This is a genomic window from Paenisporosarcina sp. P4_D4 (assembly GCF_056401835.1).
The window spans coordinates 1-15,385 of the sequence record NZ_JBFUIO010000020.1 but is presented as its reverse complement, the minus strand read 5'-3'; the positions used below and the strand labels follow the sequence as shown (position 1 = coordinate 15,385).

Annotated in this window: 14 protein-coding genes; 8 read left to right on the top strand and 6 right to left on the bottom strand. The window is 40.3% G+C overall.

What is annotated here, in order from left to right; translation table 11 throughout:
- Nucleotides 1–13: 13 nt before the first annotated feature.
- Nucleotides 14–1,387, top strand: coding sequence for a 23S rRNA (uracil(1939)-C(5))-methyltransferase RlmD (gene rlmD, locus AC1DSL_RS07360; protein ID WP_477531741.1), 1,374 nt, complete (start codon nt 14–16; stop codon nt 1,385–1,387).
- Between the two features lie 186 nt (nt 1,388–1,573).
- Nucleotides 1,574–2,422: a KPN_02809 family neutral zinc metallopeptidase gene (gene ypfJ, locus AC1DSL_RS07355; protein ID WP_477531740.1), complete on the top strand. Its 849-nt coding sequence runs from the start codon at nt 1,574–1,576 to the stop codon at nt 2,420–2,422.
- 39 nt (nt 2,423–2,461) lie between these two features.
- Here the strand turns inward: ypfJ and AC1DSL_RS07350 are convergent, their stop codons facing one another.
- Complete coding sequence (locus tag AC1DSL_RS07350; RefSeq protein ID WP_477531739.1) at nt 2,462–3,640, bottom strand: MFS transporter; 1,179 nt, start codon at nt 3,638–3,640, stop codon at nt 2,462–2,464.
- Between the two features lie 83 nt (nt 3,641–3,723).
- Between AC1DSL_RS07350 and AC1DSL_RS07345 the strand changes: the two genes are divergently transcribed.
- From AC1DSL_RS07345 to AC1DSL_RS07330, 4 genes are all read left to right on the top strand, one after another.
- Nucleotides 3,724–4,104: an OsmC family protein gene (locus AC1DSL_RS07345; protein WP_016429245.1), complete on the top strand. Its 381-nt coding sequence runs from the start codon at nt 3,724–3,726 to the stop codon at nt 4,102–4,104.
- 329 nt (nt 4,105–4,433) lie between these two features.
- Nucleotides 4,434–4,619: an SE1561 family protein gene (locus tag AC1DSL_RS07340; RefSeq protein WP_016429246.1), complete on the top strand. Its 186-nt coding sequence runs from the start codon at nt 4,434–4,436 to the stop codon at nt 4,617–4,619.
- Between the two features lie 329 nt (nt 4,620–4,948).
- Nucleotides 4,949–6,490 (top strand): fumarate hydratase, encoded by a 1,542-nt coding sequence (locus tag AC1DSL_RS07335; protein WP_477531738.1) that lies wholly within the window; start codon nt 4,949–4,951, stop codon nt 6,488–6,490.
- Between the two features lie 151 nt (nt 6,491–6,641).
- Nucleotides 6,642–8,549, top strand: a complete 1,908-nt coding sequence (locus tag AC1DSL_RS07330) for a heavy metal translocating P-type ATPase (RefSeq protein WP_477531737.1) — start codon at nt 6,642–6,644, stop codon at nt 8,547–8,549.
- Nucleotides 8,550–9,048: 499 nt separating this feature from the next.
- Here AC1DSL_RS07330 and AC1DSL_RS07325 read toward each other — a convergent pair whose 3' ends face one another.
- Nucleotides 9,049–10,026 (bottom strand): YihY/virulence factor BrkB family protein, encoded by a 978-nt coding sequence (locus AC1DSL_RS07325; protein WP_016429249.1) that lies wholly within the window; start codon nt 10,024–10,026, stop codon nt 9,049–9,051.
- A gap of 16 nt (nt 10,027–10,042) precedes the next feature.
- Entirely contained in the window at nt 10,043–10,453 is a 411-nt protein-coding gene (locus AC1DSL_RS07320; protein WP_016429250.1) for a YtxH domain-containing protein, read from the bottom strand.
- Nucleotides 10,454–10,596: 143 nt separating this feature from the next.
- Here AC1DSL_RS07320 and AC1DSL_RS07315 point away from each other — a divergent pair, with 143 nt between their 5' ends.
- Nucleotides 10,597–10,818, top strand: a complete 222-nt coding sequence (locus AC1DSL_RS07315; protein ID WP_477531736.1) for a DUF1128 domain-containing protein — start codon at nt 10,597–10,599, stop codon at nt 10,816–10,818.
- Between the two features lie 399 nt (nt 10,819–11,217).
- Here AC1DSL_RS07315 and AC1DSL_RS07310 read toward each other — a convergent pair whose 3' ends face one another.
- The 3 genes from AC1DSL_RS07310 to AC1DSL_RS07300 form a co-directional block, all read right to left on the bottom strand.
- Complete coding sequence (locus AC1DSL_RS07310) at nt 11,218–11,808, bottom strand: hypothetical protein (RefSeq protein ID WP_016429253.1); 591 nt, start codon at nt 11,806–11,808, stop codon at nt 11,218–11,220.
- A 257-nt stretch (nt 11,809–12,065) separates the two neighbouring features.
- Nucleotides 12,066–12,986 (bottom strand): pseudouridine-5'-phosphate glycosidase, encoded by a 921-nt coding sequence (locus tag AC1DSL_RS07305; RefSeq protein WP_016429254.1) that lies wholly within the window; start codon nt 12,984–12,986, stop codon nt 12,066–12,068.
- On the bottom strand, nt 12,987–14,081 hold the full coding sequence (locus tag AC1DSL_RS07300; protein WP_477531735.1) for a carbohydrate kinase: 1,095 nt from the start codon (nt 14,079–14,081) through the stop codon (nt 12,987–12,989).
- A 172-nt stretch (nt 14,082–14,253) separates the two neighbouring features.
- Here AC1DSL_RS07300 and AC1DSL_RS07295 point away from each other — a divergent pair.
- On the top strand, nt 14,254–15,385 hold a 1,132-nt coding region (locus AC1DSL_RS07295), incomplete at its 3' end, for an aminopeptidase (protein ID WP_477531734.1).

The window sequence follows — 15,385 nt, the reverse complement described above, 5'->3', positions numbered from 1 at the left end:
GACGTGAAAACATTTGTCACAAGAAAACATAATCGAAGTTGGTCAAAAATTCCCGCTGACAATCAAACGCCTTGGCATTAATGGAGAAGGCATTGGCTATTATAAGCGCAATGTCGTCTTCGTTACAGGCGCTCTTCCAGGAGAAGAAGTGACCGCTCAAGTACAAGTAGTCAAGCGCAATTTTGCTGAAGCAAGCATTCTAAAGATCCGTAAGGCCTCACCTCACCGTCAAGAAGCACCCTGCCCTGTTTATGAAGCCTGCGGTGGGTGTCAATTGCAGCATATGACTTATGAACAACAGCTTAAAGAAAAACGTGATTTGATTGTGCAATCACTTGAACGATACGTAAAAGACATTGCCAATGATATCGAAGTGCGCCAGACAATCGGCATGGATAATCCATGGCATTATCGCAACAAAAGTCAATTCCAAGTACGTAAAGACGGCAAGAAAGTAAAAGCTGGTCTATTTGCGGAAGGTACACATCAGTTATTGGATATCGATGAGTGTATCGTGCAACATCCACATACAACACTTGTGACGAATGCAGTAAAAAGAATTCTAGAGAAACTTAAAATACCGATTTATGATAGTGAAACCGGCAATGGTCTAGTACGAACAATTGTGGTCCGTACCGGCATTCAAACAGGTGAAATTCAGTTAGTACTTGTCACTACACTTGCAGAAATGCCGAAACGTCAACTACTCATTGATAAATTGGCGACCATAGATCCTGCCATTGTCTCGATTGTCCAAAATGTCAATCCGAAGCAAACTTCCTTAATTTTTGGCGAGCGAACAATAGTTCTTCATGGCAAGAAAACACTCCATGAAGAATTAGGTGAACTTTCATTTGATTTATCTGCACGAGCATTTTTCCAATTGAATCCCGCTCAAACCGTTCGTTTATATAACGAAATTAAATCGGCTGCAGCATTAACAGGTAAAGAAACCGTTGTCGATGCTTACTGTGGTGTTGGAACAATTGGCTTATGGTTAGCCGATCAAGCAAAAGAAGTACGAGGAATGGATATCATTGCGGATAGTATTTACGATGCAAAGAAAAACGCAGAGAAGCATGGATTCACTCACGCTACTTACGAGACTGGCACTGCTGAAGAGTGGCTTGCCACATGGAGCCGTGAAGGGTTCTCCCCTGATGTCCTAACTGTAGATCCACCTCGGACCGGTTTAGCGGACAGTTTATTGCACACTATTTTAAATGTGCGACCAAAAAGATTTGTCTATACGTCATGTAATCCATCCACTTTAGCAAAAGATTTAAGCGAATTGCGTAAGGTTTACAATATCGTCTATATCCAACCTATCGATATGTTCCCTCAAACGGCTCAAATCGAAAGCGTCACATTGTTGGAACGTAAATAATCATTAAAGGATAAACACTAAAATCATTTAATATAGTCTCATAATAAATAAAAATTTCTGGCATGCTCAATTGGGCATGCTTTTTCTTTTTGTTTAATATCAAGGATTATTATTTTTAATTCTAGGGAATAAAGACAATAAGTTACTACGAATATAAAGCTAAATTGGATAGACGGAGGAATTGCTATGAAGTGGAGAGGTCGAGGACAAAGTACAAATGTAGAAGATCGCAGAAGGATGGGTGCTGGTGGAATAGGAATTGCCGGCGGTGGAATTGGTCTAGTGATTGTCATTATTATTACGCTAATCGGTGGCGGTGGTCCCGGTGATATTTTGAATAATATACAAGGCACTGATACGAACCAAGCAGGTCAATACGAAGAAACCGAACAAGAAACAGAACTGGCGGATTTCGTTTCAGTTGTCCTGGCAGACACCGAAACTGTATGGAGCGAGCTTTTCAAAGAAAAAGGATCGGAATATCAGGAACCGGTCATGGTATTGTATAACGGTCAAGTCCAATCCGCTTGTGGAGCAGCAGGCTCAGCCGTAGGACCATTTTATTGTCCAGGTGATTATAAACTCTATATTGATTTAAGCTTTTATGAAGAATTGAATAAAAAATTCCAAGCTCCTGGTGACTTTGCAATGGCTTATGTTATTGCCCATGAAGTTGGTCACCACGTGCAAACACTTTTAGGTACAAATAAGGAAGTAATGGCACTTCGCAATAAAATGAGTGAAGAAGAGTTCAATCAATATTTAATACGTCTGGAGTTGCAAGCGGACTATTATGCTGGCGTTTTCGCCCATTACGCAGAAGGTCAAGGCTACTTAGAAGTAGGCGATATTGAAGAAGCGATTACTGCTGCAAGTGCAGTAGGTGATGATAATATTCAAAAGAAAACGCAAAAATACGTCGTGCCGGAAAGTTTTACACATGGTACTTCTGAGCAACGCATGCGTTGGTTCAAAAAAGGATATGAAGCGGGAACAATTGAAGATGGTGATACATTTAAAGCAAAAAATCTATAATGACCTCTCATAACTGAAAACAGCATGTCCCATCGAATCTCAACTCGATTGGACATGCTGTTTTTTGGGCTTCAACAAGCTTAATAAACTTAACGTCAATAAAAATAACGAAATAAGCCATAAAAAACTGAAGTCTTTAAAGTACTCCAGAAACACACCGCCCAAAAATGGTCCGGTCAAGCTGCCGATACTAAAGAAAATGCCGCATAGTAAATTCCCTGATGGCAATAAAGCTTTAGGCGTCAAATCCGCCATGTAAGAAATACCAAGAGAAAATGTTGACCCGACGAACAAACCAGCGAGTAGAAATGCACCGATAAGTGTCCAAACATTATTCTCTAACATGGCTGCCAAACTAAAAGAGAACGCGCCGCCAAACAACGAAAATAATACGACTTTCTTTCTGCCGATTCGATCACTTAGAGCACCTAATGGTAACTGCGAAAGGATTCCACCTGTTGAAAATGCAGCCAATATAATGGAAACCATAGACACATTGACATCATTTCGCAACGCGTAGACTGGGAAAATGGCATGCAAGCTGGACTCCAAAAATCCGTAACTAAACGGAGGGATAAAAGCTACCCAAGCAAATCCAATGGTTGCCCCAAAACGTGCCCATGTCCCTCGCATTGTGGATGTTTCATGAATATGCCCGGGAAATTCATTATCTACAAAAAATATGAGTGACCAAGCGGACATACATAAAATCCCCGATATGATAAACGGCAAGCCTTCGTAAATATAAACGAGTGGCAAAAATAAAGGACCTGCTGCGAAACCAATTCCGAATGACAGTCCGTATAATGCGATATTGCGCCCTAAGCGTTCTTGTGGCGAAAAGCTTGTAATCCATGTCTGAGTCGAAAAATGAAGTGCATGGTCTCCTATTCCAATGAACAATCGCAAAATAAACCAAAAAACAACACTTTTCCATAGCGGAAATAACAGCAATGATACAAAAACCAACATCCCTCCGATGAGGATTATGGGCTTATAACCAAATCTTCGAAGTGGCTGTTCCATAAATGGAGAAATTAAAAGTGTTCCGATATATAGCCCTGTTGCGTTCAAACCGTTCAATGAAGAAGAAAGTCCATCTTGTTCGAAAATTACAGAAATGAGTGGCAACAGCATTCCTTGCGAAAATCCAGATATCGAAACAATGACCACTAAAATCCAAAATCTTCTTTTTTCTAAGGCTGTAAACTGATTCATGAAGGTCCTCCTGCGTACGGGTTGAAATTATATTCATTTCAACCAAGTTTCGGTACAATTCTATCATAAAGGAGGGATTTGCGTTGAAGTATGTGATGACAGAATATGGATTAGAAACAGAGTTGGAGTTTGGAAAATTAACGATTTCAGGAGATGAAACAAAAGGATTTAGACCTTACCAATTAATTGTTTCGTCTCTTGTAGGCTGTAGTGGCGGCGTTCTTCGAAAAGTATGTGAGAAGATGCGTATGCCGATTGAGGATATGGAGATTGAAGTATTGGAAGTGTTGCGCAACCCTGAAGAAGCAAATCGACTCGAAAAAGTGCACATCCATTTCAAATTAAGAGGTCAACTCGAGGAAGCGAAAGTTGAAAAAGCAATGATTCTGACGAAGAAAAATTGTTCTATGGTCCGTTCTGTAGACCAATCAATTGAAGTCGTAGAAACGTTCGAACTTATTTAGACATTGATGAAGGCTCAGTCGATGATCTGCGAACAGATGATTGGCTGAGCCTTCTAAATATCACTAATATCCAATTGAGTATCCATATATCGATTCACGGCTATTGTGCCGGTGAAATGTTCGAACCCCCTCCTTCTAACTGATTGATTGGTTTCGACTATTCACTACGGCCTCCCCTCTCTTGTTGAAGTAAATTAACTTTAACACGTTAATTAACTTTTGTAAATATTCAAAATACATTTAATATTAAAATATTTCCTAAGTCCTACTGACAGTTGAAAAATCATTGCATATGGGCTACGATGTATGTGTAAAGCGAGGTGGCTCACATGGGCAAGTCAATTTCAAACAAAGACCAACAAGTCACATACTTAAAAGAACGTCTTCACATTTTCTTAGAAGTATTAGATTCAATTGAACCAGAAACGACTGAACTTGAAGACATTGATCGCTTAATTGCGATGATGGATGACTTAGAAGAAAAGATGGAACAATTTAAAAACCGTCCTGAATGAACACATGGAGAGTGCCTATATATGGGTGCTCTCTTTTTTATGTTCCAAATTCTATTTTAGTTCAAATGAAATGTTAGGCTATGAAATGTTTTTTTGACTAATCGCAGACCATTTCTGTCGGTTCGCATTTGATTTATGTCCAGTCAGAGGCGGTTTATGACCATCTGCAATGGTTTTACGTCCATCCAAATCTCTTTCTGTCCATTCGCATCCAACTTCTCCTTACCCCCTCCCTCCTTTCGACATCCATTCCTTTTTTTAGCCAACTGAAAAGAGTATAATGGAGAGTGGAATTATGACTAAGCAATGTATGAGAGGGGTCAACACACATGTACTTAGAAACATTGGAAAAAAGCATATATGACTTAATTACAGAAACGTCGACAAACTTACCGAAAGATGTGCGTCGTGCAGTCCGCAAAGCTAAAGCGGCGGAAAATGCGGGCACTCGCGCTGCGATGAGTTTGGATACAATCACCAACAATATTCAAATGGCGGACGAAAATGTCTCCCCTATTTGTCAGGATACTGGGTTGCCTACTTTTAAAATCAAAACGCCAATTGGGGTTAACCAACTTGAAATAAAAGCGGCAATCAAACGTGCGATGGTTACTGCTACGAAAACTGGTAAACTGCGTCCTAATGCAGTAGATTCATTGACTGGTGAAAACAGTGGCGATAACTTGGGCGAAGGTGTTCCAGTTGTGAAGTTTGAGCAATGGGAAAAAGATTACATAGAAATGAAGCTTATCCTTAAAGGTGGCGGATGTGAAAATAAAAACATTCAGTACAGCCTCCCTGCACAACTTGAAGGAATCGGTAAAGCAGGACGTGACCTGGATGGCATTCGCAAATGTATTCTTCACTCAGTCTATCAAGCACAAGGTCAAGGGTGTTCAGCAGGATTCATTGGTGTCGGAATTGGTGGCGACCGTGCTTCTGGATATGACTTAGCCAAAGAACAATTATTCCGCTCTGTGGATGACGTGAACCCTAACGCGCAACTCTCTGAACTTGAAGAATACATTGTAGAAAAAGCTAATACACTTGGCATTGGCACGATGGGCTTTGGTGGAGAAGCTACTTTACTAGGTTGTAAGATTGGTGTCATGCACCGTATTCCGGCAAGTTTCTTTGTTTCCGTAGCTTACAACTGTTGGGCTTACCGTCGATTGGCGATCAACATTAACCCTGCGACTGGTGAAATCAATGAATGGCAATATCAAGAAGGCGAAAAAGTTGAGTTTAAAGACTCAGGTACAGGTCAATCTGCTGAAGAAGCAACATCTCGCATTGTCGAACTGCGTGCACCAATCAGCGAAGAAGAAATTCGCCAATTAAAAGTCGGCGATGTCGTGAACATCAGCGGGATGATGTATACAGGACGTGACGCGATTCATAAATATTTATCCGAAAATGATGCACCAATAGATTTGAATGGTCAAATCATTTATCACTGTGGTCCGGTTGTTTTGAAAGATGACGAAGGCAAATGGCATATTAAAGCAGCTGGTCCGACTACATCCATTCGTGAAGAGCCTTACCAAGGCGACATCATGAAAAAATTCGGCATTCGTGCGGTTATGGGTAAAGGCGGCATGGGACCAAAAACACTGGAAGCACTTAATGAACACGGCGGAGTATATTTAAATGCAATTGGTGGAGCTGCTCAATACTATGCGGATTGTATAAAAGATGTTGAGGGCGTAGATTTAATGCAATTTGGTATTCCTGAAGCGATGTGGCATTTGCGTGTTGAAGACTTCACGGCGGTCGTTACAATGGATTCACACGGCAATAGCTTACATGCAGATGTAGATAAATCATCTCTTGAAAAATTAGCCCAATACAGTGAGCCTGTCTATAAGTAATCCAATAGATTGCCTGTTTAAAAACTTCTATGTTATAATGATTATTAATTAATAAAAATTCTAATAAATGCTGGTATTCCCTTTGGGAGTGCCAGCTTTTCGTACATTTTAGGGACTATGATTTTGATTTTCATTATCAGGAGGAATGTAAATGAGAGCAAAAGAGCAAAATATTTCACTGACAATGTTCAGTCGCATCAAACCACATGCCGAATTGATTGCAGCACTTTTATCAGGTGTATTAATTGTAATCGCTTGGCTGATCGGAAAAGGCGAGGAAAGCTCCTTATCCATTTCTATCTATTTAATCGCCTTTCTAATTGGCGGTTACGCTAAGGCGAAGGAAGGCATTTTACACACAGTGCACAACAAAGAATTAAACGTTGAGTTACTGATGATTTTTGCCGCAATTGGCTCATCCATTATTGGCTATTGGACGGAAGGTGCGGTCCTAATTTTCATTTTTGCACTAAGTGGGGCTTTGGAAACTTACACGATGAATAAAAGCCAACGCGAATTATCAGCATTAATGAAGTTACAACCAGAGGAAGCATGGCTGCTGGATGAAAACGGGCAATCAAAGCGTGTCGCTGTAGAGGAGTTGCAAATAGGAAACCTCCTGCTTGTAAAACCGGGTGATCGCATTCCCGTAGATAGCACTATCGTTAGTGGTAATACTTTGGTAGATGAAGCTGCAATCAGTGGGGAATCCATTCCTGTATCAAAACAACCAGGTGACCATTTATTTGCCGGTACTGTTAATTTAAATGGTGTCATGACAATTGAAATGAACAAGTTAAGCAGTGAATCGCTCGTACAAAAAATTATCGAACTTGTGCAATCGGCGCAAAGTGAAAAATCACCGGCACAACAATTTATAGAGAAGTTTGAGAGTCGGTACGTAAAGATTGTTCTAATCTCGGTAGGCATCATGATGTTTCTCCCCCACTTCCTATTTGACTGGGACTGGACGACGACATTTTACCGGGCGATGGTACTACTCGTAGTAGCATCACCTTGTGCACTCGTTGCATCGATTATGCCAGCAACTCTTTCAGCCATTTCAAATGGTGCCAAAAACGGATTATTGTTCAAAGGCGGCGTTCATTTAGAGAATGTGGGTTCCATGAAAGCAATCGCACTCGATAAAACGGGCACGCTCTCTCAAGGAAAGCCCGAAGTGACTGATTTCATCGTTCGTGAAGGCATGGATGAAACCTCAGTTCTGACAGACTGGGCAAGTATTGAATCGCAATCAACGCATCCACTTGCAAAGGCAATTACTAAATTTGCGGTTAATCAAGGGATTGTCACTTCACCTATTTCGAATATGAAAGATGTTCCCGGTTGGGGGATACATGCAACGATTGGAACGAAACAATGGAAAGTTGGAAAACCGAGTTACGTAGGAACAGATGCAGCCATGAAGTTTCATGATGGCATTGCTTCTAAATTGACCGAACAAGGAAAGACAGTTGTATTCGCAGCAGATATCGATGGGATCATTGCCATTGCTGCATTAAGAGACCAAGTTCGACCTGAAGCAAAAGAAGCTATTGCTTTACTTCGTGAATCAGGTATCTATACGATTATGCTGACAGGCGACAATGAACGAACAGCAAAAGTAATTGCTGAAGAAGCTGGCGTGGATCAATACATTGCCGAATGCTTGCCAGAGACAAAAGTGAGCCATATGAAAGAACTACTTTTGAAATACGAAAATGTTGGGATGGTTGGCGACGGCATAAATGATGCCCCTGCTTTGGCAACTGCAACGATTGGAATTGCTATGGGTGAAGGGACGGATGTGGCATTGGAAACTGCTGATGTCGTCCTCATGAAAAATGAATTGTCTAGAATCAATTATGCTGTCCGCTTGTCTCGTAAAATGAATCGGATTGTTAAGCAAAATGTATTTTTCTCCATTACCGTTATTGTCATTTTAATCATCAGCAATTTCTTTCAAATGATAAATTTACCTTTGGGGGTCATTGGACATGAGGGCAGTACGATTCTAGTAATCTTGAACAGTTTACGTCTACTGAATCGGAACATATAAAAAGCAGGAGCGTCTATACGACAGCTCCTGCTTAGCTTGTTGACAAAAGAATAATAATTAATATAAAAGTATAAAAATTGAGTTCTTATTTTTTGCACTCTATCGAAATAGATTGTGGTCGGCTATTTCTTTCGCTTTCCGCGGACGAAACGCTAGCCTCCTCGGCTCAGCTGTCTATGACAGCTGAACCTGTGGAGTCTAACTTGTTTCATTTTTCCGCAGGAGTCTTCGGAAATAGCCAACCACCTTCCAACGTATATATTTTGCAGAGACACACTTACAGAAGCAATTTCTTTTGATTGGAGTGGAGGCGGCGACTTCAGCGGGAACAGCACGAGCTGAAGACCCCGCAGGAACGTAGTGACGAGGAGACTGAAGCCGTGCCCGCGAAACGCGTCCGCCGCAATGGAAATCAACGTTTTCTTGCATAGGCTCTTTTTCAATAGTATACAGTTATATTCACTCATTTTTTCTTTGTCTACAGTCTGAGCAGGAGCGTTTATACGACAGCTCCTGCTTTTTTCATGGCCAGTTTTTCTTTTCGTTCCTGTATCACGGCATTGATTTGTCCCCCGACCATCAAGATGATTCCGGAAAAATAAAGCCACATCATCAACACTATGATTCCACCAATACTTCCATATGTAGCTGAGTAATTGGCAAAGCTACTAACATATAATGAGAATCCAAGGGAAACAATGATCCAGCCTAGTGTTGCAAAGATTGCGCCAGGAATTACACTTTTCAAATACAACTTGCGATTTGGGGCAATCCAGTATAACAACATAAAGACGATAAAAATCATGACAGGTGGAATGGTCCATCTTATATTATTCCATACTTCCAAAAATCCTTGTTCGTAGCCGAGATAAGAGAATATGAAAGTACCAATTTGTTTGCCAAATACCGGCAATACAAGTGCAATTACAAATAACATAATGAGCAATAAAGTGAAAATAACGGATATACCTCTTGCTATGAAGAAAGGTCTTGTTTCTACCAAATCATATGAACGGTTAAATGATTTTATCAATGCGTTCATCCCATTCGATGCAGACCAAATGGTAGCAAGAATCCCGATTGATAATAAACCACCGTTGCGGTTATTGAGCACTTCATTCAAAGTGCCATCAATCAGCGTGTATACTTCAACAGGTGCATATGTACGTAAAATATTAAAGAGTTGATCCTCCTGCAAATTCAAATACGGCAACAAGGTCACCAAAAAAATCAGCAAAGGGAATAGCGATAATAAAAAGAAGAACGCAAGTTGTGCCCCTAAGCCTGATACGTCCACATGTTGAATGCGAGCAATTAATTCTTGAAAGAATCCTTTTGATGATGTGACATCAAAAGGATGCTTAGGTTCTTTATTTTTTTTCTTAAATTGCATCAATTTCAGCTTACTTAAGAAATTCCCTGACGACTTGGTTTTTTGACTACCTCTAGGTTGAATTGGAATATCTTCGTTAGCCATGTCATCGTTCCCTTCCTTATGAGAAATATTTCTCTTCGTATACATGCTCAGGTAAAACCGGCATAGTGAATTCATCTTCATCGTCTTTTACAATGGTTTTGTACTCTTCTTTAGAGTGTTCGAATGCTTCTTTTGTATCTGTTACCAACGTTTTCACTTGTGGTGTCAAGATTTTCATTTCTTCCACTTTCCCTGATAAATATTTAGCATCTTGGGATATCTGAGTATAAACCGTCTGTAGAACTTCTGCTTTTTCCTGTAATTTCATTATCAGGTCATCACGGTTTTTTGAATAATATTTCACGTCAGAAGATACCGTTTTCAATTTATATTTAACCTCTTCACGTGTCGCACGATCAAATAAACTGATCCCCGCTCCTGCCAATGCTCCAACAACCATGCCTTTAAATAATTTGCTTTCCTTCATATAAAAACCTCCTAAGTAGTAATAATCATTGTGCTTTAATATACCCAACTCTTTCTTCATTAAAACAATATGTGAATTGGATTTGACAATCTTTCTGTCCCATGAAATGATTAACCATATTGTCCGAAAGGCAGGAATCCCAAATGAACTTAACTCAACCTTCACAAGAAAATGTGGAATACATGATTGAACAAATAAAAGAAAAACTTCGTATGGTCAATGTTGATGCCATGAAATCTGAGCATTTTGATGACTCTCAGTATGAAGATTTACACGATTTGTATGCCATGGTCATGAAGCGTGATTCATTCAGTCCAAGCGAAATGCAAGCAATCGCATCAGAGTTAGGTTCATTACGTAAATAATTTTTTAAAAAACTTAGCGAACTTTTTTAGCCGAGAACCTCTAGTCTTGTTGACTTAGAGGTCTTTTTATATTGCTCAGCAAAACCAACTGCCTTCTCTGATGACAATCTGCATGCCCAATAATGTTAAATTAGCGTCAGTTCGCCATTGCTCCCATTGCTCTTTTTGAGGCAATAGATGTATATTTTCGAATGAACGGAAGAAACTATTGAAAACCGCTACACGCACTAGCTTCAAAGCAAAGTGTTAAGCCCCAATGCCACCACCAGTGATAAAAACATCCTTCTTCACGCTCATCCCCTCCATACTATTAAGTTCCTCAATTACTGATTGACAAAACTTTTGAATATATAAAAAAACACCATTCAAATTTGAATGGTGTTCATAGACTTATCATTATCAATAACAAGGAGGGCAGGAAAACTGGGCGACGATGGCTTCAGAAATTTCGTCTGCCATATGGAGTGCCTGTAATTCGTATAGGTCGAATGTGTTGATTGAAGCGGTATAATTTTTTTCAAGCAAATAAGTCGTTACTGCTGTAAGTAACTCCAAATGTTTGTACATCATTTCCTGCATTTCATGTTTCGTGATAAAAGGATTAATCATACTCAAAAATTCAGCAATGTCATCTGCATTGGCGTACCACTTTTTATTAATGGCTTCAAAGCTTTTCGTATCTCCCGCTTTTGCCGCTTTCACCAGATCGGCTGCAAGAACCAGATGTTCCTTAATCAACTCACTGTAACGGTCTCCCGCTTCCTTTCCGTAATAAGGCACGAGTGCATCTCCCATCTCGGGGGCGTTTCGTAATAATCGCGCCAGCACCATCTCCAGGTCGGGTGAATCGTTTATCAATGCAATCACGGCCGCTCTTGTCCAGTATACATGCTGTGACCAAAGTAAACGCATCGTATTACGCAGTTCTAGTTCTGCACGACTGAGACATGGATTAAGAGGGGCGACGTATTGATTAATATTCGAATACATTTCATTACCTCCAATTGTTAATCTATGTATCGTATTCCGTATAGGCATTCGACGTTCGCGTTTCTGCAAAAAAAATTAATAGAAGGAATTTTTGTTTTTGTCGTTTATTTCCGTTCAAATTGGTTTCTTCCTGTAGAAAGTCATTTTATTACCGGTCGTTACCCGTGTATTCCCTCTCAACCTCTCTTTATTCCCTTTCACTCATTTTCTTCCACTAAACATAAAAAAGCCTTCGCAAGGAAGGCTTCTCTAGGAAATTACACATTCATTAAATTTTGATACGCCACGGCAATGCCTGTACCAACAACTGCATTATGTTTAACCAAGGCAATATTTGCTTCCAAACTCTTGCCTTCCGTTAATTCTTTCACTTTTCCAAGTAAAAATGGCGTGACGTTTTTTCCAGCAATGCCGTTTTCGTCTGCTTCTGCCAATGCTTTTTCAATAATCTCAGTAATAAAGGACTCTTCCATTGCATCTTCTTCACGAATTGGATTGGCGATGACTGCTCCACCCTTCAGATTCAATGTCCATTTTGCTCTCAACATTTCGGCTACTGTTTGTGCATCATCCGCACGGAAATTCACTCCAAATGGACTCGTTCGCGTATAGAATGCCGGTAAAGAATCCGTTTGATACCCAACAACCGGTACACCTTTCGTCTCCAAATATTCCAGTGTGAGGCCAATATCCAAAATCGATTTTGCGCCTGCACAAATGACCGCTACATTCGTTTGTGCCAATTCTTCCAAATCTGCTGAAATGTCCATCGTTGTTTCAGCACCACGATGTACGCCGCCGATTCCTCCTGTAACAAATACATGAATACCAGCTAAATCAGCACAAATCATGGTCGCCGCTACCGTTGTTGCACCTTTTTGTTTAGTTGCCAATAAGTATGGCAAGTCACGACGTGATGCCTTGGCTACGTCTGGACTGTTTCCAAGCACTTCTAATTCTTCATCATTTAAGCCGATTTTGATTTGACCGTCCAATATGGCAATCGTTGCTGGTACTGCTCCATTGTCACGAATCAGTTGTTCCACTTCTTTTGCCGTAATTACGTTTTGTGGGTACGGCATCCCGTGAGAAATGATAGTCGACTCCAGAGCGACGACTGCTTTACCTGTCTCCAGTGCTTCTTTTACCTCGGTTGAATAAGATATGTATTGTTTCATTTATAATTCCTCCATTTCTTTTATTAAACGTGTTGCTGAAAGTTCGGTTCTTACCGTGTAAGGAGATGCTAATGTTTTGGAAGCATTCATCAGACCTGCTTGAATCGATTGAGGTAGTGATAAACCCTCCAACCAACTATGTAGCGTTGCCCCAACAAAGGCATCACCAGCTCCAGTAACATCTTCTAGCGAAGAAGCTTTTACGGCCGGCATGTGACGTACACCGTCTTCAGCGGAACCAAAATAAACTCCATTGCTTCCAGTTGTAATGACTGCATACTTTGCACCTTTAGCTAAAAGATCCAATACCGCTTCATGATATTCCTCATTCGTTTTAATCGTCTTTTTCAAATACATTTCGGCTTCATCTAGGTTACATAAGACCCAAGTGACACCATGTAGTTCATCGGGCATGCGATTCATTTTTGGTGAGGAAACAGGCACGATCGCCAATGGAATATGATTGTCAAAAGCAAATCGCTGTATAAACTGTACCGTTTCTTTTGGACAGTTTAAGTCAATAACAATAAGTGTTGAACCACTTAACAGCATTTCATAGGTTTGTAGATAGGCAGGTGTCAATTCTTCATACACGTCCATATTGGCAATAGCCAGAACCAACTCCCCTGAAGGATCCAGGATTGCCGAGTAAGAACCCGTAGTGTGATTTGGGAGCTGCTCGATGGATTGCAAGTTCATAAAGCTTTGCGAAGCCGTTTCGATTGTATGCCAATCTGCGTCTTTACCTGCAGTTGTAAAAAGACGCACTTTATGTCCTAAGCGTCCTAAATTTTCAGCGATATTCCGTGAAACACCACCTACACTTTCAATCGCATTCGCTGGATTCGATGTTCCCAGTTGAACATTTTGTTGCAAATGGAATTTACGGTCAACGTTGGCGCCACCAATACAATGAATTTCCCGTTCTTCATGCAAGACATACGCTCTTCCCGCAATCTTTCCTTGTTTCATTAAACCTGAAATTAAATTAGCTAACGCGGGTCTTGAAATGTTCAACGTTTCCGCCATTTCTTTTTGGGTCAAAAATGGATTTTGGCGAATCATCTCAATGATCGCCTGTTCTTTTTCATTCATCACATCACCTCTTTAAACATTTGTTTATAATATAAACTTTTGTGAAGGCGATTACAATACTTAATTTTCAAAATACCAAACTATTCTTTCGAATTACGATTATTGCAATTGATTTACTGCTTCGAATATTGCTACTATAGAAGCAGACTGGACGAAAAAGGAGAATTTTTAAATGACATCATTTAATGAGAAATTAACGAAGTACGCTGAGTTAGCTGTCAAAGTCGGAGTTAACATTCAGCCGGGACAAAGTTTATACATTACAGCATCAATTGATAATCCTGAATTTGTACGTTTATTAACTAAAACAGCTTATGAAGTTGGCGCAAAACAAGTTTATGTGGACTGGACGGACGACGTCATTACTCGCACAAAATTTGAAATGGCTCCAAGTGCTTCTTTCGAGGAATTCCCAGCATGGAAAATTCAAGAACGTGAACAGCTTGCGGATCAAGGTGCAGCGTTCATGAATGTGATATCTTCAAGCCCTGATTTACTTAAAGGAATTGAGTCTTCCCGCATTGCTGCATTCCAAAAAGCTGCTGGGACCGCTTTATCGAAATATCGTCAATACGTTCAATCGGACAAAATCAGTTGGACAGTAATTGCAGCTCCTTCTAAAGCTTGGGCAGCGAAATTGTTCCCTGAAGTTGCTGAAGATGAGCAAGTTTCTACATTATGGGAAGCAATTTTTAAAGCTGTGCGTGCAGATGTTGAGTCTCCTATCGAAGCTTGGAAAAAACACGATGAAACTCTTCATGAAAAAGTTGATTATTTAAACGAAAAAAAATATCACAAGTTACACTACACTGCACCGGGTACTGATCTTACAATTGAACTTCCTAAAGGCCATTTATGGTGTGGGGCTGGAAGCGTAAACGAAAAAGGCGATTCTTTCATGGCAAACATGCCAACTGAAGAAGTATTTACAGTTCCATTGAAAACTGGTGTGGATGGAGTTGTTGTTAGCTCTAAACCTTTAAGCTACGGCGGAAACATTATTGACGATTTCAAAATCACGTTTGAAAAAGGACGCATTGTGAAAGTGGAAGCTGCAGAAGGACAAGAAGTATTACAACAATTGGTGGATACGGATGAAGGCGCGAAGTATTTAGGAGAAGTTGCATTGGTACCTCACCAATCCCCTATCTCTGAATCCGGATTACTTTTCTACAACACTCTGTATGATGAAAATGCGTCAAACCATCTTGCAATCGGAAGCGCTTATGCATTCTGTTTAGACGGCGGCAAAAAGATGTCTCAAGAAGAACTCGCGGAGAACGGCTTAAACCAAAGCATTACAC

Bases quoted from the DNA above. Each gene is read 5' to 3' on its own strand.
- ypfJ (WP_477531740.1), top strand. From the start codon at position 1,574: ATGAAGTGGAGAGGTCGAGGACAAAGTACAAATGTAGAAGATCGCAGA.
- AC1DSL_RS07350 (WP_477531739.1), bottom strand. From the start codon at position 3,640: ATGAATCAGTTTACAGCCTTAGAAAAAAGAAGATTTTGGATTTTAGTG.
- AC1DSL_RS07340 (WP_016429246.1), top strand. From the start codon at position 4,434: ATGGGCAAGTCAATTTCAAACAAAGACCAACAAGTCACATACTTAAAA.
- AC1DSL_RS07335 (WP_477531738.1), top strand. From the start codon at position 4,949: ATGTACTTAGAAACATTGGAAAAAAGCATATATGACTTAATTACAGAA.
- AC1DSL_RS07330 (WP_477531737.1), top strand. From the start codon at position 6,642: ATGAGAGCAAAAGAGCAAAATATTTCACTGACAATGTTCAGTCGCATC.
- AC1DSL_RS07325 (WP_016429249.1), bottom strand. From the start codon at position 10,026: ATGGCTAACGAAGATATTCCAATTCAACCTAGAGGTAGTCAAAAAACC.
- AC1DSL_RS07320 (WP_016429250.1), bottom strand. From the start codon at position 10,453: ATGAAGGAAAGCAAATTATTTAAAGGCATGGTTGTTGGAGCATTGGCA.
- AC1DSL_RS07315 (WP_477531736.1), top strand. From the start codon at position 10,597: ATGAACTTAACTCAACCTTCACAAGAAAATGTGGAATACATGATTGAA.
- AC1DSL_RS07310 (WP_016429253.1), bottom strand. From the start codon at position 11,808: ATGTATTCGAATATTAATCAATACGTCGCCCCTCTTAATCCATGTCTC.
- AC1DSL_RS07305 (WP_016429254.1), bottom strand. From the start codon at position 12,986: ATGAAACAATACATATCTTATTCAACCGAGGTAAAAGAAGCACTGGAG.
- AC1DSL_RS07300 (WP_477531735.1), bottom strand. From the start codon at position 14,081: ATGAATGAAAAAGAACAGGCGATCATTGAGATGATTCGCCAAAATCCA.